This window comes from Pseudonocardia sp. EC080619-01 (assembly GCF_001420995.1).
Taxonomy (GTDB): domain Bacteria; phylum Actinomycetota; class Actinomycetes; order Mycobacteriales; family Pseudonocardiaceae; genus Pseudonocardia.
The window spans coordinates 4335398-4358666 of record NZ_CP012184.1; the positions used below are offsets into that span (position 1 = coordinate 4335398).

The window sequence follows — 23269 nt, forward strand, 5'->3', positions numbered from 1 at the left end:
CTTGCCGGCGCGTTGTCGTGCGTCTCGGACGGGGAATCCTCTGCTTCACGGTGGCGTGCAATCAGCATCGGTTGACCACGGTCGAGTACGGAGCGTCGTGTCGTGGGAACCTGTGTCGACGTCCAGCCAGCCCCGCTCGGGGTGTCGGATGCGCTTGAACGCCGATCGCCAGAACCCGACCTCACAGTGCTCCCACCGCTCTCGGAACTCGGGACTACGGACCGTCAGGTCCTGGATCAATCCGAGCAGGTAGGGGTCGTCGGGATAGCGAGCCAGCGCGGCACGTAGCTCCGCCGTGGCCACCCTCAGGAGCTGGTCGTTGCCGTCGGCGTCAAGGAGGCCCGCCTGCCGGCCCGCACCGTGGTGGTGGCAATCCCCAGGAGATCTGATCGGTCGCTGGAGGTCTGTCAGAGCGTGCCATGAGAAGATCACGTCGAGTGTGTGAACACGTACTTCCGCGCTCGGCGGGCGGGTGTACCTCGGACGATGCGTCGGGTGATGGTGGTGATCCCCGCCCAGCGGACCATGGCCTCGCCGCGCTCGCCCGCTCGTTCGAGCTCACCGCCGCTGAACGGGACCACCTGTTCCGGCTCGCCGGCGAGCTGCCGCCCACGCCGTCCGAGCGCGGTCAGCCGGGCAAGAGTCCGCTCGACCACCCACCGGTGGGCAGTACGGAGAATCCGCGCTGCTCAGGCGTCTTACGCACGACCTCGACCGTCGTCTTCAGGATCGTGATCGCCCAGTCGAGCAGCCGCCCGGCGAAACCGGCGTCGGCGTGAACGAACCGAACCCGGATGCGCAGGTAGAGATCGAGCAGGATCAACAGCAGGCCAGGATGTCGGTCGATGAACCGCTTCCGACCGTCGACCTTCTTCTCGGCGTCGTAGCCGCGAAAGCCCCTGCCCGACGATGTCGGCGTCATTGACGTTCTGCGAGTCGATGATCTCTGCACTCGGCTCCGGGACACGACCCTCGTCGGCGCGCAGCTGCCTGCGTACGACCGGGTGGATCGGGTGCTTCTCCGGCCGCCGTCCCTGTGCCAAGACGAACGAGCACTCTCGCCGGAAGTGATCAGCCAGCGGTGGGGCGGCCTCTTCAGAGGCGTTCGATGCGGTCGGCCTGCGGGCCCCGGTCGCTCTGACGCACCGCGTACCGGACCCGGTCCCCCTTCTGCAGCGGCTCCGACCCCATGACCACGGACACGTGGGCGAAGAGATCGTCGCCGCCTGCGTCCGGGGTGATGAAGCCGAAGCCGCGGTCGCCGTCGTAGCGCGCGACGACGCCCTCGCCGCCTCGTGCGGGAACGTCCCGCCCGGCTGAAGCGGGTGCCGGCCGCTGCGGCGCCGCCCGGGGCTCCCGGACCAGGTGCACGTCGCGGGCCTGCGGGCCCTTGTCCCCACTGGCCACCTCGAAGGCGACGCGGTCGCCCTCCATGAGCCATGTCAGCCCCTCGGCCAGGGCCCGGGCGTGGACGAAGACGTCCTCGTCGCCGGAGTCGGGGTTGATGAAGCCGAAGCCCTTGTCCTCGTCGTACCAGGCCACCGTGCCGTCGGCACCGTCCGCGGTGTCGTCCGCAGCGGGTGTGCCGGCCCCCGCTCCCAGCGGGATCACGTGCCCGGCCTGCGGGCCGCGCTCGCCGTCGACGACGAGGAAGGCCACCCGCTGCCCCTCGGTGACCACGCCGCCGGTCACGATGGCGGAGCTGTGCACGAAGATGTCGGCGCCGCCGTCGTCCGGCGACGCGAAGCCGTACCCCTTGCCCGGCTCGTACCAGTTGACGGTGCCGAGCCGGCCCACGGCGCTGCCGGCGGCCGCGTCGGCGGTGACGCGAACGCGCAGCGCCTGGGGCCCGCGGTCGTTCTCGCCGATCTCGAACTCGACGGCCTGACCCTCGCGGAGCACTGTCGCGCCGCCGCCCCCGACGATCTCGGAGGCGTGCACGAACACGTCCGGCGAGCCGTCCTCGGGCGCCAGGAAGCCGAAACCCCGTTCGGCGTCGAACCAACGGACGGTTCCCTGCTGCATCGAAGGCTCCAGATCGAGAGGACGGGTACCGGCCCAGTCTCTCTGACTGCCCTCGCGGTCCGTCGGGCCGGGCCCACCGGCGGGCGGTGCGGAGCCCGCGACAGCCCGGTACCGGATGACACGACGCGGCCGCCGTCGACCGGGTGGCCGCAGGTCCCGGAGCGGACGCGCAGGCAGCCGACGGGCCTGGGTCGGGTGAGAAGGGTCGATCTCCATGGCCGAGTTCGCGATCTGACGCACGATCGACAGACGGACTCGTGGGTGGATGGTCCGGCTGGGCTCAGCCCACGACGGCGGTGAGGCCGGCGGCGTCCAGCGCGAGCTGGCCGCGCTCCAGGGCGAGCAGCGCCTTCTTGACCGGCAGGCCGCCGGAGTAGCCGGTGAGCGCCCCGGTCGCGGAGACGATCCGGTGGCACGGCACGACGACCAGTACCGGGTTGCGGGCGCAGGCGGCGCCGGCCCGGCGGGGGCCGTCGTCGGTCAGCTCCGCGGCCCGGGCCAGTTGCCCGTAGCTGCGGGTGCTGCCGTAGCCGATCGCGCACAGCTCGCCGAGCACCCGGCGGTGCTCCGGCTCGACGCGGGACAGGTCGACCGGCACCTCGAAGGTGGTGCGGTCGCCGCGCAGGTACTCGCCGAGCTCGGCGACGGCCTGCTCCAGCACGGCGTGCTCGGGGCTGCCGGGCTCGGGCGTCGGGTCCTGCGCGGCTCCGGCCGGCCTGCCGAAGCGCAGCCGGGTCAGACCCCACGGCGAGGCGGACAGGGTGACCGGGCCCAGGGTGGTGTCGTGGACGAGGGTCGTCGGGGTCGACATGGCGGAGGTGCTCCTCTCGCGGAACGGCGAGGTCAGCCGGTTGCCCGGCGGAAGTGGTGGTGGACAGCACCGTCGACGGTGACCAGCCGGCCGGTGCGGTGGTAGTGGTCGTGCAGGGTGCTCGACGGTCACGGTGCAGAACCCCGGACGGGCGCGGCGGGTTGCGGCGGGGCGGCCCGGTCCCGGTCGTCGTCGGTGAACCCGGAGACCCGCAGCGTGATGTTCAGCCGCCCGGCGCCGAGCCCGACGTCGTCGGTCCCACCGCGCTCGGGCGGCAGCACCCTGGGCACGCCGTGGTAGGCGAGCCTGCTGTCGTCGCCGAACACGAGCAGGTCACCGGACCGCAGCTCGACGTCGGTCCACGGCCTGCCGCGGTGCTCGGTGTTGCCGAGGCGGAACACGCAGGGTGCGCCCAGCGACACCGAGACGACCGGGTCCGGCGCGTGTTCGTCGCCGTCGCGGTGCATGCCGAGGCGGGCGTCCCCGGTGTAGTGGTTGATCAGCGCGATGTCCGGGGAGTAGCCGAGGCCGCGCGTGGGGTCGCCGTAGGCGTCGGCGACCGCATCGCGACCCAGGTCGCCCAGCCAGATCGGGAACTCGGCGACCGGTGAGCCGTCCTGGTCGTCGCGGGTCCGGGAGTAGCGGTAGGGGATCCAGTGCCAGCCCAGGCAGACGGTGCGCACGCTCATCCGGGCGCCGCCGGGCAGCGCGGCGGCCCGGATCCCCGGGCCCTGCGCCGCCCACTCCCGGCAGCGCTCCACCAGGAACCGCTGCCGGCGCAGGTCCAGCCAGCCGGGCACGTGCACCGCGCCCGGCGCGAGGTCGCGGCGGTCCCGCGGGATCAGTTCCAGGGTCATCTCAACCCTCCTCGGGGTCGGTGCCGGTGACACGTCGGCCCGGGTCGACCGGCCCGGCCGCGGGAGTGCGGGGAACGGGACTGCCGTGCACACCGGGCAGAACCCCGGCCGGCGCGTCCCGGTTGCAGCGCCTGCGAGACGGAACCGGTCACCGGCCGGCGCGGCGCTTCCAGGCGGCGAAGCGGGCGGGCAGGCAGACCGCGCAGGGCCGGTAGCCCGCCGCGACGGCGGTGGCCTCGTCGGCGAAGAAGACCCGGTGCCGCACGTAGTCGCCGCGGGCGATCGCCCGGGCCGCGGACGGGCAGTCCAGCCTGCCGTAGAGCCGTTGCCTGCGATGCCCGCCCAGAGTGCCCGGGACCGGGCTCGGGTAGGGGTGGCCGTCGGCGTCGAGCAGTGTGACGACCCCCAGCTCCCCGACCGGGGTGTCGACGACGCGGTGGTGGTTCGGGGTGCGGATGGCGGTCCCTGCGGTGGCGGTGCTCATCTCGTGCTCCAGGGGATGGTCGGTACGCGGCCGGCGGGGCGCCCGGTGGTGTGGTCGCGGTGGTCGCGGCGCTCAGGCGGCCGCCGGGCGGCAGGTGCGGCAGGGGCGGTAGCCGGCGCGCCGGGCGTCGTCGAGGGTGGTGAAGCCGTGCCGGTGCGCCCCGGTGATGCGCCGTGCGTCGCGGCAGGTCGGGAAGCAGACGATCCCGGTGGTGTCGCTGGCCAGGTAGTGCACGCCCGTCCGGGCCAGCGTCGCCAGTTCGTCGAGGTCGGCGCCCTCGGCGGTGAGCAGCTCGGCCTTGCGGCCGGTGCCGAACATGTAGCCGCCGAGAGCGCCGTCGGAGCGGACCACCCGGTGGCAGGGCACCAGCAGCGGCAGCGGGTTGCGGGCCAGCACCGTGCCGACCGCGCGGACCGCGGCGGGGTGTCCGGCCTCGCGGGCGACCCAGGCGTACGGACGGACCTGGCCGGGCGGGATCCGCCGGGTGGCGGCCAGCACGGCGCGTTCGAACGGGCTGCCCGCGCCGAGGTCCAGCTCGGGCCGGGCCGCGGCGGTGCCGCGCAGCGACGGGCCGACACCCGCGGGCAGCCGGCCGGCCGGGCGCAGCGGCCGGGCGAACCGGCTGCGGTACTCGGCGGCGAACGCATCGTCGTCGGTGCCCTCCGTGGGTCGCACGAACTGCGCACCGTCGGCGGTGAACGCGACCCGGACGTCGCCGACCCTGCTGGGCGCGGTGGCCCAGCGGGTGAACACCCGGTCGTCGAGCCCGTCCGGCGCGCGGCCGGCGAACCCGGCGAGCGCGGTCAGCAGCGGGTCCGCCCCGGCGTCCCGGCCGGGCTCCGCGTCGTCGGCGGATCCGGCGGACAGGGAGATGACCGTGCGGTGCAGGTCGCCGCGCCGCGCGGCCGGCCGTCCGTTGCGGCGGGCCGGGACCGATGTCGTCGTCATGAGGTCCTCCCTAAGGTCGTAGGTGTTCGGGGTTGGTGCCCCGGATGCCCGGGACGACGGGGTGTGGCTGATGAGGTGTTGTCGCTTCGGTGGCTCGGAAGGAATGGCCGCCCCGTCGTGCTGGACAGGCCTGGCCACTGATTCGGATCTGTGCGGACCGTCGCTGATTAGGGACCTGATGGCGGGTTGTCCACGGGCGTGACCTGCAACGACAGGAGCCTGCGCGTGGCGCAACGGCCAGTGATCTGGATCGGGATCGACGTCGGGAAGAGGACGCACCATGCGTGCGCGATCGATACCGACGGCAAGGTGGTGTTCTCCCGCAAGGTCAGCAACGACCAGGCCGCGATCGAGGCGTTGCTGGCCCGCGCTGCGGAAGCGGCCCAGGACGTGCGGTGGGCCATCGACCTGACCTGCAGCTATGCGGCGCTGCTGCAGGTGGTCCTCACCGCGGCCGACCAGCAGGTGGTCTATGTCCCCGGTCGGGTCGTCGACCGGATGAGCGGCGTGTTCCGGGGCGAGGCCAAGACCGACGCCCGTGACGCGAAGGTCATCGCCGAGACCGCCCGCATGCGCGGCGCCGACCTCACCACGGTCACCGCCACTGATGAGACCACTGCCGAACTGGCCCGGCTCGTGGCCCATCGCGAGGACCTGATGGCCGACTGGGTGCGCGGGGTCAACCGGCTGCGTGACCTGCTCGGGTCGATCTTTCCCGGTCTCGAGGCGGCATTCGACTATTCCACCCGCAGCGCTCTGGTGCTGGTCACCGGGTTCCAGACACCCCAGGCCCTCCGGGACGCCGGCGAGGCAGGGGTGATCGAGTACCTGCGTGCCCATCGGGCGTGGGCACCGGGTATTGCTGCGATGGCCGCCACCGCGGTCGAGGTCGCCCACGCCCAGACCGTGGCACTGCCCAGCGAGACGCGGACCGCGATCCTTGTTGCCGGCCTGGCCCGACGACTGCTGGAACTCGACCGGGAGATCAAGGACACCGACAAGCTGATCACCACCGTGTTCCGCTCCCACCCGGACGCGGCGATCATCGAGTCGCTGCCCGGTCTCGGACCCATCCTGGGCGCGGAGTTCCTCACCGCCACCCACGGCGGTGTCGGCCCTGAACTGGGCGGATTCACCTCTCCAGGGCGGCTGGCCTCCTACGCCGGACTCGTCCCGGTGCCCCAGGACTCCGGCCGGATCAGCGGGAACCTGCGTCGCCCACGACGCTACAACCGCCGCCTGCGGCGAGTGTTCTACATGGCCGCACTGTCCAGCCTCAAGGTCAATGGCCCGTCCCGGGCCTTCTACCAGCGCAAACGCAGCGAAAGAATGCTTCATACCCAGGCTCTGCTCGCCTTGGCCAGACGCCTGGTCGACGTCCTGTGGGCCCTGCTGCGTGACCGGAGGATGTTCACCATCACCGCACCACAACCCGCTATCGCGGCTTGACACGGTCATTCGGATTCCCTTCGAGGGGACGGGGATGTGCGGGTGGTGTGTCCAGGACGGTCCGCAGCCGGGCCAGTCCGCGGGACACGTGCGACTTCGCGGTGCCCTCGGCGCAGCCGATTACCTGGGCGATCTCGGTGGTCGGCAGGCCATGGACGTGCCGGAGCACGACCGCGGTCCGCTGCACCTCGGACAGCTCGCCGAGGGCGGCACCGAGTGCGCGTTGCAGCTCACCCCGCTCGGCCTGCTCGGCCGGGCCGAGCTCGGGGCTCGGGTCGTCCGGTGGGCCCGCGTCGAGCGGGTCGAGCCGGGGCGGGGGCGGCGGCCTGCGGGCGGCGTCCCTGGCCCGGTTGCGGGCGGTGTTGCGCAGGATGGTGAGCAGCCACGGGCGTACCCGCAGCTCCCCGATCCGTTCCGCCGCGTACCCGCAGAGCGCCCGGTAGGCGCGCAGCAGGGCGTCGGCGGCGAGGTCCTCGGCGTCCGCGGCACCGCGGACGAAGCTCCGGGCCACCGAGAACAGCAGGTCCCGGTGGGCGTCCACGAGCACGGCGAACCCGGCGTCGAGATCGGCCGCGAGCGCGCGGGCGACGGCGTCGGAGCCGTCGTCCCCGGGGCCGAGGTCGTCGTCGGTCATACCGTGCAGAACACCGTCGGGCCGGATCCGGTTGCGGTGCTCAGCCGTAGTGCTCGGTGGTGCCGTGGGACAGCTCGACGACGGCGCACCCGCTGCCGCCGACCGACCGGCGCGCGCCCGGCTCGGCGTCGTCGGACGATCCCCGCACCATCGGTGCGGACGGGACTGTGGTCATGACGGTCTCCTCAGCGCGCGTTGTGGAAGATGATGCCCAGCACGTGCCGGTTCCCGCTGTGCACGGCGCTGACGCCGTGCCGCATCTGGACCCGGTGGTCGCCCCGGGTGCCGCGGCGTGGCCGGTTGCGCACCGGGAAGATCACCGCCTGGCCCTGTCCGGGGCGCAGCACGATCGGGCGGGACTGCTGGCGCGGGCGCTGCTCGACGAAGACGCTCTCGCCGCCGGTGAAGTCGACGTCCGGGCGGGACAGCATCACCAGGAACTGCAGCGGGAACGTCAGGTCCCCGTAGACGTCCTGGTGCAGGCAGTTGTAGCCGGACTCGCCGTAGCGCAGCACCAGCGGCGTCGGCCTGGTCTGCCCGTGGGCGGCGCAGGTCTCGAGCAGCCCGTCCAGGGTCTCCGGGAAGGTGTCCTCGCCCAGCCGGCGGGCCCAGTCGTTCGCGATCCGGGCCAGCGGCGGATAGAGCTCGGTGCGCAGGGTCTGCACCAGCTCCGGCAGCGGGTCGGTGAAGTACCGGTAGCTGCCCTCGCCGAAGGAGTGCCGGGCCATCTGGACGGTGGAGCGGAACCGGTCGTGCTCGTCGAACATCGCGGTGATCTCGTCGCACTGGGCGGGCTCGATCAGCCGCGGGGTCGTGGCGACGCCCTCGGTGTCCAGCCGCTCCGTCAGCCGGGCCCAGTCGAGGGCGTCCAGGTGCGGTCCGGCGGTGGCGGTTCCGGCGTCGGCCGGGGTGGTGGTCATCGGCTGCCTCCGTGCTCGTGGCGTGCTGGCGGTGGTCCCAACACCACCGTGGCCGAGCCGGTTGCGGGCGTCCGGCCGGGGCGATCGTGGGACCGATGGCCGCCGGACCGCTGCCCGGCCGTCGAGCAGGGTGGACGGACCAGTCGTCCGGACGCCGTTCCGTGACCGACCGGCAGCCGAGTCGTTGACCGGGTATACGCAACGGAGCGGGGGCGTCGTGGCTGGACCGACATGGGACGCGGACGCCGGCGTCTGGGTGCTGGACGACGAGGCGGCCCCGCCGCGTCACCGGCGCCCGCCCACCCGGCTGGTCGACCCGGCTGGACCGGGGCGGGACAGCGGGTCGGCCGCGCGACCGGACCCGGGCCGGCGTCGCACGACCCGCGCGGGACGGCCGGCGAGCAGCGGTGCCGGCTCCCGGCGTGCGGACCCGCCGGTGATCGATCGGAACGACGGTGACGACCGGTCGCGGCATCGCGCCCCCGTGACGTCCGCTCCGGGAGGGAGCCACCCCGAGCCGTACCGGCGCGCCCGGGTTCCCGACGGTGGGGTCCGGCCGGGTGCCCGCGGGCCCGGCCGCCACGGCGGATCGGGCGATCTGGCCGGGGACATCGTCGCGCTCGGATTCGGGCCCGGGGAGCACGTCCCGGAGCACCTCGGCCACCGGCGGTGGGACGACGACCGCGACCCCGGTGGACGTCCGGTGCACGGCGGGTACGGGATGCACGACGGCCGCACCGTGCGCGTCGAACGCCCGGTGCTCGCCGACCGCCCACCGCACGACGAGTACACCGAGTACACCGATTACACGGAGTACTCCGAGTACACGGAGTACGACGGTGACACCGGGTACGACGAGGGCCCCCGGGAGGAGCGGGAGCCCGGCCGGTACCGGGCGGACCCGTCCCCGGGCGGCAGGCGACCGGCCCGGCGGTGGTGGCCGTGGCTGGTCGGGGGCGTCGTCGCGGTCGCGGGGATCGCCGCGGCCGTATCGGTCGGGGTCGCCGTCCTGGGGGGCGGTGCGGACGATCGGCCGCCGTCCCCGCAGGCCGACACCTCGGCCGTCGGGGCCCCTCCCGATGCGCCCGCCGCAGCACCCCCGCCGTCCGGTTCGGCCCCGGCAGCCGCTCCCGGCCCCGCTGCGGCCCAGGTCACCTTCGAGGTGTCCGGTTCCGGGACGGCGAGCACCCTGACCTACGGCCGGGGCACGTCGGTGTCACAGGTCCTCGACGCGGAGCTGCCCTGGACGCGGACCGTGGACGCGGCCGGTGAGCCCGCCGAGTACACGATCTCCGCGGCCGGTGGTTCCGGCGAGATCGCCTGCCGGATCATCGTCGACGATGCCGTCGTCGCGGAGGAGTCGGCGGACGGTGATTTCGCCGCCGTCTCCTGCAGCGGCCGCCGCTGACGGCGGGCCTCCACCGCTCGGTCACGGCCGGTCGTCGGGACGGGTGACCCCGCGGCCCGTGCCGTGATCAGCCCGGGAAGTCGCGCGGCTTCTCCTCGAAGATCATGGTCTTGTTCTCCAGGTACGGGAGCAGACCGTCCACGCCGCCCTCGCGGCCGGTCCCGGACTGCTTGAACCCGCCGAAGCCGATGCCGAAGTCGGTGCGGAAGTTGTTGTGCCCGACCGTCCCGGCCCGCAGCCGTCCGGCCACCTCGCGCGCCCGGTCGGCGTCGTGGGTGAAGACCGCGGCGTTGAGCCCGTAGATCGTGTCGTTGGCGATCCGGATCGCGTCCTCCTCGTCCTCGGCCGGGATGACCGAGAGCACCGGGCCGAAGATCTCCTCCTGGGCGATCTTCCAGGAGTTGTCGACGCCGGAGAACACCGTCGGCTCGATGAACCAGCCGCGGTCGAGGTCCTTCGGACGCCCGCCGCCGGTCACCAGCCGCGCGCCCTCGGCGACGCCCTGGGCGATGTAGCCCTCGACCCGGTCGCGCTGGCGTTCCATCGCGAGCGGTCCCATCTGGACGCCCGGGTCGAAGGGGTCGCCCAGCTTGACCTGGGAGAACGTCCCTGCGAGGGCGTCGGCCAGCTCGTCGTGGCGGCGGCGCGGGACGACGATGCGGGTCAGGGAGGAGCACACCTGCCCGGAGAGGAAGCACTCCGCGCCGGACAGGCTGGCGGCTGCCTCGCCCAGGTCCATGTCGTCGAGGACGACCGCGGCGGACTTGCCGCCGAGCTCGAGGGTGTAGCGGCCGATGCGCTCGCCGAGGACGGAGGCGATCCGCCGGCCGGCCGCCGTCGAGCCGGTGAAGGCGATCTTGTCGACGCGCGGGTCGCGGACCAGGCTCTCGGAGACCTCGCGGTCCGCGGTGAGGACGTTGAGCACCCCGGGCGGCAGGCCGATCTTCTCGGCGATCTCGGCCATGATGTACGGGGCGCCGGGGGCCTCGGGCGAGGCCTTGAGGACGACGGTGCAGCCGGCCAGTAGCGCGGGTGCCAGCTTGTAGGCGATCAGCGTCATCGGAGCGTTCCACGGGATGATCGCGCCGACCACCCCGACCGGCTCTCGGGAGATCATTCCGTACGTCCCGCCCGCGGTCGGCGTGGCGGGCTCCTCGAAGGCGAACGTGTCGGCGAGGTCGGCGTAGAAGCCGTAGGCGTCCGGGACCCCGCCGATCATCGCCTGCGCGGCGCCGAGCACGATGCCGGACTCCCGCGGCCAGACCTGCGTGACGTCGTCGGAACGCTCACGTACCGCCGCCCCGATCGCGCGGAGGAACTCCGCGCGCCGGCCGTGCGTCATCGTCGGCCACGGGCCCTCGTCGAAGGCGGCCCGGGCCGCGGTGACCGCGCGGTCGACGTCGGCGTTCTGCGCCTCGGGGACCTGGTAGTAGACCTGCTCGGTGGCGGGCTCGATCACCGAGATGGTGTCGCTCGACGACGGTGCGACCCACTCGCCGCCGATGTAGAACCTGTCGAGCCTCGTGAGAGGGGCCCTCGTGTCGCTGGTGATGCTCATGGAATGCCGAACCTCCGTCGGTCGACGTCACTCCGTGGCGGACGGCCTCGTGGACGCACCGCCCTGATGTACGTCCGAGAGTGACATCGCTCTCCGGAATCCGCTACCGCGGAACAAAACCATCTGGCGATCCGCGTATGCGGAGCAAAGGGGGGATCCGGTCCGCGAGTCAGAACATCGCCCGCAACCGGTCCGAGCTTTCGACGAGCAGTGCCGCGTCGGTGCCGACCGCGACGAACGTGGCCCCGGCCTCCAGGTAGCGGACGGCCGACTCGTGCCGGCGGGTGAGGACCCCCGCCGCCCGGCCCGCCTTCCGGACCCGTCCGACGGCGTCCTCCACGGTCGTCCGTACCTGGGGGTCCTCGGGCTGCCCGAGCAGCCCGAGTGACGCCGACAGGTCGGACGGTCCGAAGAAGACGCCGTCCACACCGTCGACCGCGACGATCTCGTCCAGCGCGGCGATGCCGTCCACGGTCTCGACCTGGACCAGGATGCAGATCTCGTCGTTCGCCCGGTCGAAGTACCCCCGGTCCCGGCCCCAGGCGGCGGCACGGGCGGCGGCGACTCCGCGCACCCCCGCGGCGGGGTAACGGCAGTGCCGGACGACCTCCCGCGCCTGGGCGGCCGACTCGATCATCGGGACGAGGACCGTGCGGGCGCCCAGGTCGAGGCAGCGCTTCAGCATCGCCTCCCCGTAGCCGCCGAGGCCGGTCGGGACCCGGACGACCGGTTCGACGCCGGGGTGGGACGCGACGGCCAGCAGCTGGGACTTGATCACCGCGAGGTCGAAGGGGCCGTGCTCCCCGTCGAGGACGAGCCAGTCGAAGCCGGCGGCGGCGACGATCTCGGCCGACTCGGTGCAGGGCAGCCCCAGCCACAGGCCGAGCTGGGGACGCCCGTCGGCGAGGGCCTGCTTGAAGGTGCCCGTCACAGCGAGTAGACTCGGCTCGCCGTGCCCGAGAAGAGATCGAGCCGCTCCGCCTCCGTCATCGCCGCCGTCACCTGCTTGAAGGTGTTCCACAGCGTGGCGTAGGGGACGCCGACCTTGTCGACGGGATAGTTGCTCTCGAACATGCACCGGTCCGGTCCGAAGGCCTCGATGCAGGTCTCGATCCACGGCCGCCACAGCGTGGCGAGCTCCGTCGAGGACGGCGGCCGCTCGGCGGTGCGGTAGTCGAAGGCGGCGAGTCGGGCGACGAGCCCGCCGATCTTGCAGGTCACGTTGGGCCGCTCCGCGACCGCGCGCACGCCGCGGCGCCAGGCGGCGAAGTCCTCGTCCCGGTGACCGGCGTAGTGGCCGTATCCGAGCGGGCCACCGCAGTGGTCGAGCACCACGGACAGGTCGGGGAGGGCGTCGGCGGCCCGGGCGACGTCGTCCAGCTGGGGGAAGAAGACCCAGGTGTCGAGCACGAGGCCCAGGTCGCTCAGGACCGCCATGCCCGCGCGGACGTCGGGGTCCCCGAGCAGGTGCGGGGCGCTGCCGGTGTGGCTGTTCTCGATGTCGGGGTCGCTGTCCCAGCTCGTGGCGAACCGGATCCCCCTGAAGCGGCCGTCGCCGGCGTCCTGGTGGGCGCGCAGCACGTCCTCGACGGCGGCGCCGAGCCGGAGGTCGGCGAACCCGATGATCACGGCGCCGACCCGGACCGGCGAGGCACCGCCGGCGGCCCGTCCGGCGACACCGGCGACGAACTCGGTCTCGCCGACGGGGCGCAGCGCCTCCGGTCCCTCGGTGCGGTACTCCGACAGGCACTCGGTGAACACGGTCGCGACGACGTCGTGGCCGGTGGTGGCGTCCGCGGTGAACTCGTCGAGCAGGTACGGGTAGCCGGGGTGGTCCCAGAGGTGGTGGTGGGGTCGACGATCGGCAGGTCGGGGAACAGCACGTCCTCGGCAGGCGCCTTGCGGAGCCAGCCGGGGTCCGGTGGGTAGATGCGGCCGAACTCGGTCGGCCTGCCCTCGGCGGTGCGCATCAGGGGGGAGCTCACGGTGTGTCCTTTCCGGTGGCGTCGATCTCGTCGAAGGTCACTCTCGCGGTCTCCCGGGCGAGGTTGACGCCCACCAGGCTGATCACCGAGGCCATGACGAGGTAGGTGAGCACGAGACCGTAGTGCGGGGGGCCGCCCGCCGCCGCCGAGAGTCCGGTGGCGATGAGGGGGAAGAAACCGGCGCCGAGCGTCGCGGCGAGCTGGAAGCCGATCGACGCCCCGCCGTACCGGAAGCGGGTCGGGAACATCTCCGCGATCCAGGCGCCGACGGGACCGAAGGCCATGCTGTGGGCCACGGCGGGGAGGACGGCGGCGACGATCGCGAGACCGAACGAGCCGGTCCCGAGCGCCTCGAACGCCACCCACGCCGTGAACGGGATGAGGACGATCCCGCCGACGGCGAGGCGCTTGCGCCCCCACCGGTCGGACAGCCCCGCGAAGAGCGGCACGAACAGCAGCCCGGTCGAGGTGCCCAGGAGCGTGATGGTGAGCGCCTGGGAGGAGGTGAAGCCGAGCTGGATCGCGTAGGCCGGTTTGTACGAGCTGTTGAACGCCGACGCGGTGGTCACGGCGAAGGCTGCGAGGACGACGACGGCGAGGCCACGCCACTGCGTGCGGAAGAGATCGCGCAACGGGCGGTGCGCGAGCTCCTTGCGGCGCTTCGCCCGCTCGAAGACCGGGGTCTCGTCGACCCCGGCGCGCACCCACAGGGTGACGGCGACGAGGACGAGGGAGAAGTAGAAGGGGAGGCGCCAGCCCCATCCGAGGAACATCTCGCGCGGGAGCAGGGAGACGAGCAGCAGGCTCGCGTTCGCCAGGATGATCCCGGCGTAGAGCCCCACCTGCGGTGCGCTGCTGGCGAGGCCGCGGCGTTCGTCGCGGGCGTACTCCATCGACATCAGCAGCCCGCCGCCGAACTCCCCGCCCGCGGCGAGCCCCTGCACGACGCGGAGGACGACGAGCAGGACCGGCGCCCAGACGCCGATCGTGTCGTAGGTGGGGAGCAGGCCGATGAGCAGGGACGCGATCCCCATCGCGAGCACCGTGACGAGCAGGACGTTGCGCCTGCCCAGGCGGTCGCCGACCGCGGTCATCAGCAGGGCACCGACCGGGCGGGCGACGAACCCGACCGCGAGGGTCGCGAAGGACGCGAGCAACGCCGCGGCGGGGTCGCTCCCGGGGAAGAACAGCGGCCCGATCGCCACCGCGGCGAGGAGGCTGTAGAGGTAGAAGTCGTAGTACTCCACCAGTGTCCCGAGCAGGGCGGACCACATCGCGCGACGGCGCTGCGTGTCGTCCTCGACGTTCCCGGGAGCCTGTTCGGAAGTGCGGTCCAGCGTCATTGCTCCACCCGGTTCCGGGGTCGGGGCTCAGCCGTGGCCGGGCACGAAGGGTTCGCGGAGGCCGCGCTGTTCGAGGACGGGGAGCAGGTCCTTGCTCAGCCGGCCGAGGCCGTCCTCGAAGTCGACGTAGCCGATCAGCATGCCGTCGATGCCCACGTCCGAGATCGTCTGGAGCTGGTCGGCGACGTGGTCGGCGTCGCCGCAGAAGATCGAGCCACCCGCTCCGGCGGCGGCCCTCAGGTGCAGCACGTCGCGGGTCTCCCGGGACAGCGCCTGGGAGTTGATCGCGCGCTCCTGCATCCAGGCGCGGATCGAGTCCTCGTCGGCGTTGTCGACGGCGATCCGCTTCAGCGCGGCCTCGGCCTCGGCGTTCGTGTCCCGCTGGACGATCGTCGACATGATCCAGACCTGCGTCTCGCGGCCGTACTCCTCGCGGGCGGCGGCCTTGTAGGACTCGACCTGCGCCCGCCAGGCGGCCGGATCGGACGAGGTCAGGCTGATGAAGCACATGTCCGCGTTGGCCAGCGCGAACGCACGGCCCGCGGACGAGCTGCCCGCACTCATGATCGCCGGGCGTGGGCGCTGGACCGGCCGTGGGCGGGAGGCCGCCTTCGCGACCTGGAAGAACGGGCCGTCGTGGTCGAACTCGACGTCCTCGGTCCACAGCCGCGTGATGATGCCGAGCCACTCGGCGAGGTGGGCGTAGCGCTCGTCGTGCTCCTTGAGCGGCGCACCGAACATCTCGAGCTCGGGACGGCTCCACCCGGCGACGACGTTCAGCCCGAACCGGCCCCCGGAGACGATGTCCACCGTCGCCGCCATCTTGGCCGCCGCGATCGGGTGGATCGTGGGGGCGTGCGAGGTGGCGAACACCGCGGCGTGCCGGGTCGCCTGGGCGATTCCCGCCGCCCAGGTGAACGGCTCCAGGGTCACCCCCGACGGATGGTCGGGGTGGCCGACCTCGTGTCCCTTCCAGCGTGCGTAGGCGACGATCGCCTCCAGGCCGGCGGCGTCGGCGAGCTGGGCCGCGCGCAGGTTCTTCCCCCAGGTCGGGGTGTGGACCTCGGGGACGAGCGTGTTGGCCGTCCCCTTCCCGTTGAGCCCGAAGACACCCATCTTCAACCGGTTGGGCCCGAAGATCGGGTTCGTGGAGGTCGGGTCTGTCATCGTCGATCACCCATTTCTCGTGTCCGGTCAGCGGTGGAAGGTCGCGAAGGTCTCGACGGGGACCCGCGAGGTGCGCAGCGAGTTGGCGGGCTCGTCCGGGTCGATCCACCCGATCCCGACGCCGCACACGACGATCTCGGTCTCGGGGATCAGGAGGCGGCGGCGCACGATGTCCGGCCAGGACGCGACGGCGACCTGGGGGCAGGAGTCGAGCCCGTGGCCCCGCGCGGCGAGCATCAGGTTCTGGACGAACATGCCGGCGTCGAGCAGGCTGCCCCGGCCCATGTCCCGCTCGACGGTGACGAACACGCCGACCGGGGCCCCGAAGAACGTGTAGTTGCGGGCGCGCTGCCGGTGCGCCGCGTCCCGGTCGCCCCGGGCGACGCCGACGGCGCTGTAGAGGCCCCACCCGCACTCCCGTCGCCGGTCGAGGTAGGGGCTGCGCCACTGCCCCGGGTAGTAGTCGTAGTCCGGGCGGGGTGCCGTCCCGCGGTCGTGCTCGGCGACCAGGTCGGCACCGAGCTCGCGCAGGGTCCCGCCGGTGACGACGGAGACCCGCCAGGGCTGGGTGTTGCTGCCGCTGGGTGCCCGGGAGGCGGTCGCGAGCAGCTGCCGGACGAGCTCCTCGGGGACGGGGTCCGGGAGGAAGCCCCGCACCGCCCGCCGACCGATGATCGCCTCGTCGACGGCGGTGCTCACGGCCGTGCTCACGAGGCCGCCCTCGCACGCCGGAGCTGCTCGATCTCCGCAGCGCTGAAGTCGAAACGGCCGAGGATCTCGTCGGTGTGCTCGCCCGCCAGTGGCGCGCGGGTGGTCACCGGGTCCCCGGCGCCCATCTTCACGGCCGTGGTCATGGTGCGGTACCGGCCCACCTCGGGGTGGTCGTGCTCGGTGACCAGTCCCTCCGCCAGCACCTGCGGGTGCTCGAACATCTCCCCGATGTCCCGCAGGGCGACGACCGGGACGCGGCCGACCATCTCCTGCTCCCACTCGACAGCCGTCCTGGCGAGCAGGGCCTGCTTGATCTGCGGCATGAGGGTCGCCCCGTGCTGCGCGCGCTTCACCAGGGTGTCGTAGCGGGGATCGTCCGCGAGCTCCGGCAACCCGATGGCCTCGCAGAACGCCGTCCAGAACTTCGCCGTCCCGGCCTGGAAGTACAGGTAGCCCTCCTTGGTCTCGACGGCGCCGCTCGCCTGGCTCGAATCCGGCTCCCGCTGCACGTCCCGCGGTTCCGAGTCCGCCCAGACGAACCGCCCGACCTGCAGCGCGATCGCGGACCGGAGCAGCGAGATCTCGACGTGCTGGCCCGCCCCGGTCCGGTACCGGTGCAGCAGCGCCGCGATCACCCCCTGTGCGAGCAGCGCCGAGGCGTAGAAGTCCACGATGGACCCGCGCAGGATCTGGGGGACCCGACCGACAGTCCCTGGGCCATGGCCATGCCGGTGAAGCACTGGAGCATCTGGTCGTATCCCGGGTGGCGGCGCATCGGCCCGTCGCCGTTCCCGTAGCCGGTCAGCGAGCAGTAGACGAGGTCCTCGCGGACGGCACGGAGCGCCTCGTAGCCGATGCCCAGCGACTCCGCGACACCCGGCCGGAAGTTGTGCACGACGACGTCCGCGGCGGCGACCATGCGCAGGAACGCCGCCCGGCCCTGCTCGGACTTGAGATCGAGCCGGATCGACCGCTTGTTCCGGTTCGCGCCCAGCACGGCGCGGTTCTCCCCCCTCAGCGTGGAGGGGTAACGACGCATCATGTCGCCGTCCGGCGACTCCACCTTGATCACATCGGCGCCCTGGTCGCCGAGGAGCGCGCAGCCGTAGGGGCCGGCCAGGTAGCTCGTCAGGTCCAGGACGACCATGCCGTCGAGGGCTGAGCTCATCACTCGTGTCCTTCCGTCGTCGAGGCGAGTAGTTCGCGGGCACGCGCCACGACCGGGTCGTCGATCATGCGTCCGTCGAGCAGGAAGGCACCGGCCCCGTCGGAGGCGTGCCGGGCTGCCGCGTCCACCACGTCCCGTGCCCAGCCCAGCTGGCGGGCGGTCGGGCGGTAGACCTCGCGGATCACGTCGATCTGGGCCGGGTGGATCGCGGCCTTGCCCCCGTAGCCGAGAGCCTTGCCCCGCGCCGCGCTGGCCCGCAGGCCCGCGACGTCGGCGACGTCGGCGAAGACGGTGTCGCGCGGCCTGCCGAGCCCCGCGGCCCGGGACGCGATGGGGAGCAACGCACGCGGCGTGTCGAACACCGACTCGTCGGGCCCCCAGTCGATGCCGAGGTCCGTGGTCAGGTCGCCGGCCCCGAAGGAGAGCCCGAAGGGGCGGGCGAGTGCTGCCCCGGCGCGTGCGACGAGCGGGAGATCCACGACTCCCTTCGCGGTCTCGATCACGGCACCGAGCGGGACGGACCCCTCCGCGACACCGGCCCGCCGTTCCGCGCCCGTGAGGTGGTCGTCGACGCGGTGCAGCGTCTCCACGTCGTCGATCTTCGGGGCGACGACGCCCGCGAGACCGGGCCGCACCACCGCGGCGAGGTCGTCCGCGGCGGCGGCGACACCGAAGGCCCGCGAGACGGCGACGGGGTTGATCCGTACGGTGCAGCGCCCCGGCAGCCGCCCGACGAGCTCGGCGGCGGCGTGCCGGGCGGTCTCCTTCTCCGCGGCAGGCACCGCGTCCTCGAGGTCGAGGACGAGCGGGACGCCGAGCGCCTCGGCCTTCTCCCGCAGCCGCGCGACGTGCGCGGGCACGAACAGGGATACGACGTCGCGCCACGTCATTCCGGGATCCGGTACGTCGCGGCGGCCGTGCGGTAGAGGACCTGGTCGCGCTCGTCGTCGGTGAGATCCGCGATCGAGGCCGTGTAGCGCGACCACAGATCGGCGTAGGAACAGGCGAGCCGATCCACCGGGAAATTGCTGGCGAAGAATGCGCGATCCGTTCCGAACAGATCGAGGAGTTCGTGCACGACCGGACGGATCGACTCCGCGGTGAAATCGAGGTCGTACAGCATGAATGCGGAGATCTTCATGCGCACGTTCGGCAGCCCGGCGAGCTCGGCGACGCCGCGCCGCCACATCGGGAAGGTCTCCGCGTCCCGCTGGTCGACCAGCGCACAGTGGTCCATGACCACCAGCAGCTCGGGATGGTCGCGGGCGACGGACACGGCGATGTCCAGCTGTGTCGGGTGGACCTGCAGGTCGAGCGAGAAGTCGTGCTTCGCCAGCAGGCCGACGCCGGTGTGCCACGCCGGGTCCTGGGAGGGGTCGGCATGTCCCGCCGTGACGGCCTTGCTCAGGATCTGGCGGACCCCACGCATCCGGCCGCTGAGTGCCGCCTGGCGCTCGATCCCCTCCTCGACGTCGTCCACCGTGAGGTCGGCACCCGCGACGATCGCGTGCGGGAAGCCGCGCGACCGGGCGGTGTCGTTCGCGGTCTCCTCCAGCCAGGCGGTCTCCGCGAACGGTTCGGTGCCCGCCGCGAGGTGCACGGACTTCGTGACGCCGGCGCTGTCGACGTCGGCGAGGAAGTCCTCGACGAGATAGTTGCGGCGGATCGCGGAGTAGTCGCCGTACGACTTCGGCTGGATGTCGTCCGTCAGCCACGGATAGTGCAGCGTGCCCAGGTCCCACAGGTGGTGGTGGGCATCGATGATTCGCACGGACGATTCCTCCCCGATGAGGTGATGATTGTCTGTCGCGACGTACGGGGAGAACGGTAATCGCGACGAACGGAAGGAGTCCAATCGAATGGTGTGATACGCTCATAAATGAAATTTATTGACGGGTGGGGGCGTGGACGGACATCGCAGGCAGGCGCTCGAGCACTTCAAGCTCGCGGAGATCGAGGCCTTCGTCGCCGTGGCCGAGCTCGGCAGCTTCACCGCCGCCGCCAAGCGGCTGCATCTCACCCAGCCGGCCACGACGAGCCGCATCCAGCGCCTCGAGGCGGCCGTGCGGACCCAGCTGCTCACGCGGAACACCCGCCGCGTCGAGCTGACCGCCGCGGGGGAGCGGTTGCTCGCCGGGGTGGATCCCCTGCTCGACCAGCTGGACCGCTTCCTCGGCGGGTTCGTCCAGGACGGCGAGGAGCCGGCGGGCTCGGTGATGCTGGCCTCGACCCCCCACCTGGCGACCTCGTTCCTGCACCCTGCGCTGCAGACCTTCCACGCGCGGTACCCGGCCGTCGAGGTCGTCGTCTCGGACCTCGAGTACGACGACGTGCTCGCCGCGGTCGACGACGGTGAGGCCGACCTGGCGCTCCTGACGGCACGGGCCGCCGGACGGCCGGGAGCGATCGAGCTGGGGAGCGATCGAGCTGGGGAGCGACGAGGTGGTGCTCGTGGTCCCCGTCGCCCATGAGCTGCACGGGGCGGACCGGGCCGGCGTCGCGGCCGTCGCCGGCCTGGAGCTGCTGGTGATCCGCCCCTACCAGGCGGTCTTCGATCAGCTGTCCGCCGGCGCCCGCGCCGCGACCGGCGGCCCGGGGCCGGGCGTCCGCTGGATCGGGAGTCTGACGACGCTGCTCGGCCTCATCGACTCGGAGGCCTCACGGACCGCGTTGATGACCCGGCGTGCGGCCCTCCGGCACGGCATCGCGGCCGAGCGTCTCGTGTCGGTCGTCGGGGTCGATCTCCGCCGCTACTACGGCCTCTTCCAGTCCCGGTACTCCGCACGGAGGAGTGCGGTCGTGGCGCTCCGCGAGCACCTCGAGTCGGCTCTGCCCTTCCGGTGACGGCGGAGGGTCAGCCGGCCGGGTCCCCCTGGTGTGCCGCTGTGGTGCAACAGGTGCCGGCGGATCCCGCCCCGCTGGCGGTCCGTCCGCACTCGCAGCGTCCCGCCGCCCCTCCCGGTGTGCCGGCCGGGTGCACGGAGGTGGCCTCGGGGGCGTCGGCCTTGACGGTGTAGACCTCCCACGGTTCGGCGCCCGGCCCGTGTACCCACACCTTGTCCTGCAGGGCATAGCAGCAGGTGGTGTCCTCCTCGGTCCGGGTGAACAGGCCGAGTGCCGACAGCCGTCCGGTGGCCCGGTCGACCTCCTCGGTGGTCCCGACCTCAACGCCGAGGTGGTCCATGGCGGTGGGCTCGCCGGCGTCGCCCTCGATCAGGACGAGCTTCAGCGGGGGGTCGGTGACGGCGAAGTTCGCGTAGCCGCGGCGCCGCTTGGCGGGCTCGATCCCGAACAGGGACCGGTAGAAGGCGATCGAGCCCTCGAGGTCGGCGACGCGCAGTGCGAGCTGGACCCGTGACATGACGACTCCTTGATTCGATGACTGTCGATACAGAGCTTGCGCCGCTGTTTCGACATCTGTCAAGGTAGATGGATGTCGAAACACGTGCGGACGAGCGACGTGGTCGGGTGCTGCTCGCCGCTGGTGGCCGAGCCGCTGTCCGCCGACCGGTCGGCCGAGCTGGCCCGGGTGTTCAAGGCGATGGGCGACCCGGTGCGGCTCCGCCTGCTCTCGCTGATCGCCTCGCACGCCGGCGGTGAGGCGTGCGTGTGCGACCTGACGGACGTGTTCGACCTGGCCGGGGCCACCATCTCGCACCACCTGAAGGTCCTCCGCGAGGCGGGCCTGATCTCGGGGGAGCGGCGGGGGACCTGGGTCTACTACCGCGTCCACCCGGACGTGCTCGGCCGGCTGTCCGCCGTCCTGCTCCCCACCCGTTCCGCGGAGGACGCGGCGGTGGCGCCGTGAGCACCGGGCCCGGCGCCGGCACCTCGATCGGTCCCGGGACGGCGCCGGTGGCCGCCCGTATGTCCACCCTGGACCGGATGCTCCCGGTCTGGATCCTGGTGGCGATGGCCGCCGGGCTGCTGGCCGGGCGCCTGGTCCCCGGGCTGGGGCCCGCGCTGGACGCGGTGACGGTCTCGGGGGTCTCCCTGCCGATCGCGCTCGGGCTGCTCGTGATGATGTACCCGGTGCTGGCGAAGGTCCGCTACGACCGCATGGACTCGGTCGTGGGGGACCGGCGGCTGATCGTCGCGTCGCTGGTGCTGAACTGGGTGGCCGGTCCGGCGCTGATGTTCGCGCTCGCGTGGCTGCTGCTGCCGGACCTGCCCGAGTACCGGACCGGCCTGATCGTCGTCGGGCTGGCCCGCTGCATCGCCATGGTCGTCATCTGGAACGACCTGGCCTGCGGGGACCGGGAGGCCGCGGCCGTGCTGGTGGCGCTCAACTCGGTGTTCCAGGTGATCGCGTTCGCCGCGCTGGGCTGGTTCTACCTCGACCTGCTGCCCGGATGGCTGGGGCTCCCCGTCACCGACCTGGACGTCTCGCCGTGGCAGATCGCCGGGTCGGTGCTGGTGTTCCTCGGCGTGCCGCTGGTGGCCGGCTACCTGTCCCGGCGCGTGGGCGAGAGCACCCGCGGGCGCGACTGGTACGAGTCACGGTTCCTGCCCCGCGTCGGCCCGCTCGCGCTGTACGGGCTGCTGTTCACCATCGTGGTCCTCTTCGCGCTCCAGGGGGAGGCGATCACCTCGCGGCCGCTCGACGTCGCGCGGATCGCGGTGCCGCTGCTGGCCTACTTCGCGATCATGTGGGCCGGTTCCTTCGCGCTCGGGAAGGCGATCGGGCTCGGCTACGCCCGGACCACGACGCTCGCCTTCACCGCGGCCGGCAACAACTTCGAGCTGGCCATCGCCGTCGCCGTCGCCACGTTCGGTGTCACCTCCGGCCAGGCACTGGCCGGGGTCGTCGGACCGCTGATCGAGGTCCCGGTCCTGGTCGCACTGGTCTCCGTCTCGATCGCCGCACGCCGACGCTGGAAGGGTCCCGCATGACCGCTGTACCGGAGGTCCTGTTCGTCTGCGTGCACAACGCCGGCCGGTCCCAGACGGCCGGAGGCTGACGCACGGGACCTCAGTGGACGGCGACGGGAACGCGCGGCCGCTGGGACCGCCGGTACTCGGCCACCAGCGTCCGCAGCACCCGGGTGCCGTCGGCGAAGGTCCGCAGGTTCGTCTCGCCGTGGACGCGGGCACGCTCGACCGAGGCGACCTCGGCGATCCTCAGCCCGGCGGCGGCGATCCGGCAGTTCAGGATCGTCTCGATCTCGAACCCGTCGCCCCAGGCCAGCGGCCCGCCCGCGTCCGGCGTCTCGACGGCCGGCAGCTCGAGGACCGGCAGGACGTCCGCCCAGAACGCGTTGTAGCCGTAGCAGAGGTCCGTGTAGGACGTCCGGAACAGCAGGTTGGCGACCGCGTTGAGGCCGGCGTTGCCGCACCTCCGTAGCGGGGTGATGTCGTCGCTCCCGCCGCCGGAGCGGAACCGGCTCCCCTTCGCCACGTCGGCGCCGTCGACGAGGGCCTCGACGAAGGCGGGGATCTCGGCGGGGTCCGCCGACCCGTCCGCGTCGAACATGACGACGATGTCGCCCGTGGCCGCGGCGAAGCCGCAGGCCATCGCGTTGCCCTTGCCGCGACGGGTCTGCGTGACCACGGTCGCGGCGGGCAGCACCCGGCGCGCCACGTCCGTCGTACCGTCCACCGAGTGCCCGTCGACCACGACGACCTGCGAGACCAGCGGCTGGGCCGCCAGCTCCGGCAGCACGATCTCCAGGTTGCGCGCCTCGTTGCGGGTCGGCACGACGACCGACACCGTCGGGCACGAGCTGCGTACGGGACCGGTGCCCGCCGGGTGGATCGGCGATACGGGGTGGTGGTGCGGCATGGGTCTCTCCTCTGTGGGG

General features: G+C 72.6%; 26 protein-coding genes and 2 pseudogenes. 6 read left to right on the plus strand and 22 right to left on the minus strand.

All coding sequences use genetic code 11. The annotated features are described in order from the left end of the window. Positions 1-45 precede the first annotated feature (45 nt). The 8 genes and pseudogenes from AD017_RS36465 to AD017_RS20295 form a co-directional block, all read right to left on the minus strand. Complete coding sequence (locus tag AD017_RS36465; RefSeq protein ID WP_227012795.1) at positions 46-432, minus strand: hypothetical protein; 387 nt, start codon at positions 430-432, stop codon at positions 46-48. 196 nt (positions 433-628) lie between these two features. Next, positions 629-922 carry a hypothetical protein gene (locus AD017_RS35405; RefSeq protein WP_060575141.1) on the minus strand — a complete coding sequence of 98 codons (294 nt, stop codon included), beginning with the start codon at positions 920-922 and terminating at the stop codon, positions 629-631. A gap of 173 nt (positions 923-1095) precedes the next feature. After that, entirely contained in the window at positions 1096-1797 is a 702-nt protein-coding gene (locus AD017_RS37260; protein ID WP_304438058.1) for a cold-shock protein, read from the minus strand. 30 nt (positions 1798-1827) lie between these two features. Further along, positions 1828-2025, minus strand: a pseudogene (locus AD017_RS36485) (cold-shock protein); the annotation flags it as partial. 280 nt (positions 2026-2305) lie between these two features. Continuing rightward, positions 2306-2836: a methylated-DNA--[protein]-cysteine S-methyltransferase gene (locus tag AD017_RS20280; RefSeq protein ID WP_060575143.1), complete on the minus strand. Its 531-nt coding sequence runs from the start codon at positions 2834-2836 to the stop codon at positions 2306-2308. Between the two features lie 128 nt (positions 2837-2964). Next, complete coding sequence (locus AD017_RS20285) at positions 2965-3693, minus strand: alpha-ketoglutarate-dependent dioxygenase AlkB (protein WP_060575144.1); 729 nt, start codon at positions 3691-3693, stop codon at positions 2965-2967. 148 nt (positions 3694-3841) lie between these two features. Further along, positions 3842-4177: an Ada metal-binding domain-containing protein gene (locus AD017_RS20290; RefSeq protein ID WP_010242675.1), complete on the minus strand. Its 336-nt coding sequence runs from the start codon at positions 4175-4177 to the stop codon at positions 3842-3844. 72 nt (positions 4178-4249) lie between these two features. After that, a complete protein-coding gene (locus tag AD017_RS20295; protein ID WP_082398833.1) occupies positions 4250-5125 on the minus strand; it encodes a methylated-DNA--[protein]-cysteine S-methyltransferase in 876 nt (291 codons plus the stop codon). Positions 5126-5350: 225 nt separating this feature from the next. Between AD017_RS20295 and AD017_RS20300 the strand changes: the two genes are divergently transcribed. Next, entirely contained in the window at positions 5351-6574 is a 1224-nt protein-coding gene (locus AD017_RS20300) for an IS110 family transposase (protein ID WP_060572134.1), read from the plus strand. Here the strand turns inward: AD017_RS20300 and AD017_RS20305 are convergent. Genes AD017_RS20305 through AD017_RS20310 form a run of 3 tightly spaced genes read right to left on the minus strand, consistent with a single transcriptional unit; the run spans position 6561 to position 8128 of the window. Beyond that, on the minus strand, positions 6561-7208 hold the full coding sequence (locus AD017_RS20305) for an RNA polymerase sigma factor (RefSeq protein WP_060575145.1): 648 nt from the start codon (positions 7206-7208) through the stop codon (positions 6561-6563). The two genes, AD017_RS20300 and AD017_RS20305, sit on opposite strands and share 14 nt — an antisense overlap. Before the next feature lie 40 nt (positions 7209-7248). Next, complete coding sequence (locus tag AD017_RS37065) at positions 7249-7383, minus strand: hypothetical protein (protein WP_255357014.1); 135 nt, start codon at positions 7381-7383, stop codon at positions 7249-7251. A 10-nt stretch (positions 7384-7393) separates the two neighbouring features. Then, a complete protein-coding gene (locus AD017_RS20310; RefSeq protein ID WP_060575146.1) occupies positions 7394-8128 on the minus strand; it encodes a 2OG-Fe(II) oxygenase in 735 nt (244 codons plus the stop codon). A gap of 484 nt (positions 8129-8612) precedes the next feature. Between AD017_RS20310 and AD017_RS20315 the strand changes: the two genes are divergently transcribed. Next, on the plus strand, positions 8613-9536 hold the full coding sequence (locus AD017_RS20315) for an MmpS family transport accessory protein (protein ID WP_145982552.1): 924 nt from the start codon (positions 8613-8615) through the stop codon (positions 9534-9536). A 67-nt stretch (positions 9537-9603) separates the two neighbouring features. Here AD017_RS20315 and AD017_RS20320 read toward each other — a convergent pair whose 3' ends face one another. The 9 genes and pseudogenes from AD017_RS20320 to AD017_RS20360 all read right to left on the minus strand — a co-directional run bounded on the left by AD017_RS20320 (position 9604) and on the right by AD017_RS20360 (position 19323). Continuing rightward, on the minus strand, positions 9604-11094 hold the full coding sequence (locus AD017_RS20320) for an aldehyde dehydrogenase (protein ID WP_060575148.1): 1491 nt from the start codon (positions 11092-11094) through the stop codon (positions 9604-9606). Positions 11095-11263: 169 nt separating this feature from the next. Further along, complete coding sequence (locus AD017_RS20325; protein ID WP_060575149.1) at positions 11264-12025, minus strand: HpcH/HpaI aldolase/citrate lyase family protein; 762 nt, start codon at positions 12023-12025, stop codon at positions 11264-11266. Then, on the minus strand, positions 12022-13005 hold the full coding sequence (locus tag AD017_RS20330; RefSeq protein WP_349675486.1) for an amidohydrolase family protein: 984 nt from the start codon (positions 13003-13005) through the stop codon (positions 12022-12024). The genes AD017_RS20325 and AD017_RS20330 overlap by 4 nt, the downstream gene beginning before the upstream one ends. Positions 13006-13075: 70 nt before the next feature. Further along, positions 13076-14422, minus strand: a complete 1347-nt coding sequence (locus AD017_RS20335; protein ID WP_060575150.1) for an MFS transporter — start codon at positions 14420-14422, stop codon at positions 13076-13078. Positions 14423-14449: 27 nt separating this feature from the next. Next, entirely contained in the window at positions 14450-15589 is a 1140-nt protein-coding gene (locus tag AD017_RS20340) for an LLM class flavin-dependent oxidoreductase (protein ID WP_060575151.1), read from the minus strand. Positions 15590-15616: 27 nt separating this feature from the next. Next, entirely contained in the window at positions 15617-16300 is a 684-nt protein-coding gene (locus AD017_RS20345; protein ID WP_145982553.1) for a nitroreductase, read from the minus strand. Continuing rightward, positions 16297-17468: pseudogene (locus AD017_RS37470) on the minus strand (CaiB/BaiF CoA transferase family protein). The gene AD017_RS20345 and the pseudogene AD017_RS37470 overlap by 4 nt, the downstream one beginning before the upstream one ends. Next, entirely contained in the window at positions 17468-18358 is an 891-nt protein-coding gene (locus AD017_RS20355; protein WP_060575152.1) for a CoA ester lyase, read from the minus strand. Before AD017_RS20355 ends, AD017_RS37470 begins: the two are co-directional and overlap by 1 nt. Further along, positions 18355-19323 carry an amidohydrolase gene (locus tag AD017_RS20360; RefSeq protein WP_168170458.1) on the minus strand — a complete coding sequence of 323 codons (969 nt, stop codon included), beginning with the start codon at positions 19321-19323 and terminating at the stop codon, positions 18355-18357. The genes AD017_RS20355 and AD017_RS20360 overlap by 4 nt, the downstream gene beginning before the upstream one ends. Positions 19324-19372: 49 nt before the next feature. Here AD017_RS20360 and AD017_RS37080 point away from each other — a divergent pair, with 49 nt between their 5' ends. Further along, on the plus strand, positions 19373-19939 hold the full coding sequence (locus AD017_RS37080) for a LysR family transcriptional regulator (RefSeq protein ID WP_060575153.1): 567 nt from the start codon (positions 19373-19375) through the stop codon (positions 19937-19939). Then, positions 19911-20312 (plus strand): hypothetical protein, encoded by a 402-nt coding sequence (locus AD017_RS37085; protein ID WP_060575154.1) that lies wholly within the window; start codon positions 19911-19913, stop codon positions 20310-20312. Before AD017_RS37080 ends, AD017_RS37085 begins: the two co-directional genes overlap by 29 nt. 10 nt (positions 20313-20322) lie before the next feature. On the opposite strand, the gene AD017_RS20375 is transcribed toward AD017_RS37085, so the two are convergent. Continuing rightward, positions 20323-20829, minus strand: a complete 507-nt coding sequence (locus tag AD017_RS20375) for an ArsI/CadI family heavy metal resistance metalloenzyme (protein WP_060575155.1) — start codon at positions 20827-20829, stop codon at positions 20323-20325. 72 nt (positions 20830-20901) lie between these two features. Between AD017_RS20375 and AD017_RS20380 the strand changes: the two genes are divergently transcribed. Then, on the plus strand, positions 20902-21276 hold the full coding sequence (locus tag AD017_RS20380) for a helix-turn-helix transcriptional regulator (protein WP_060575156.1): 375 nt from the start codon (positions 20902-20904) through the stop codon (positions 21274-21276). Positions 21277-21335: 59 nt separating this feature from the next. Then, positions 21336-22361 (plus strand): ACR3 family arsenite efflux transporter, encoded by a 1026-nt coding sequence (gene arsB, locus AD017_RS20385; RefSeq protein ID WP_060576504.1) that lies wholly within the window; start codon positions 21336-21338, stop codon positions 22359-22361. 79 nt (positions 22362-22440) lie between these two features. On the opposite strand, the gene AD017_RS20390 is transcribed toward arsB, so the two are convergent. After that, positions 22441-23250, minus strand: a complete 810-nt coding sequence (locus tag AD017_RS20390; RefSeq protein ID WP_060575157.1) for a glycosyltransferase family 2 protein — start codon at positions 23248-23250, stop codon at positions 22441-22443. Positions 23251-23269: the final 19 nt, after the last annotated feature.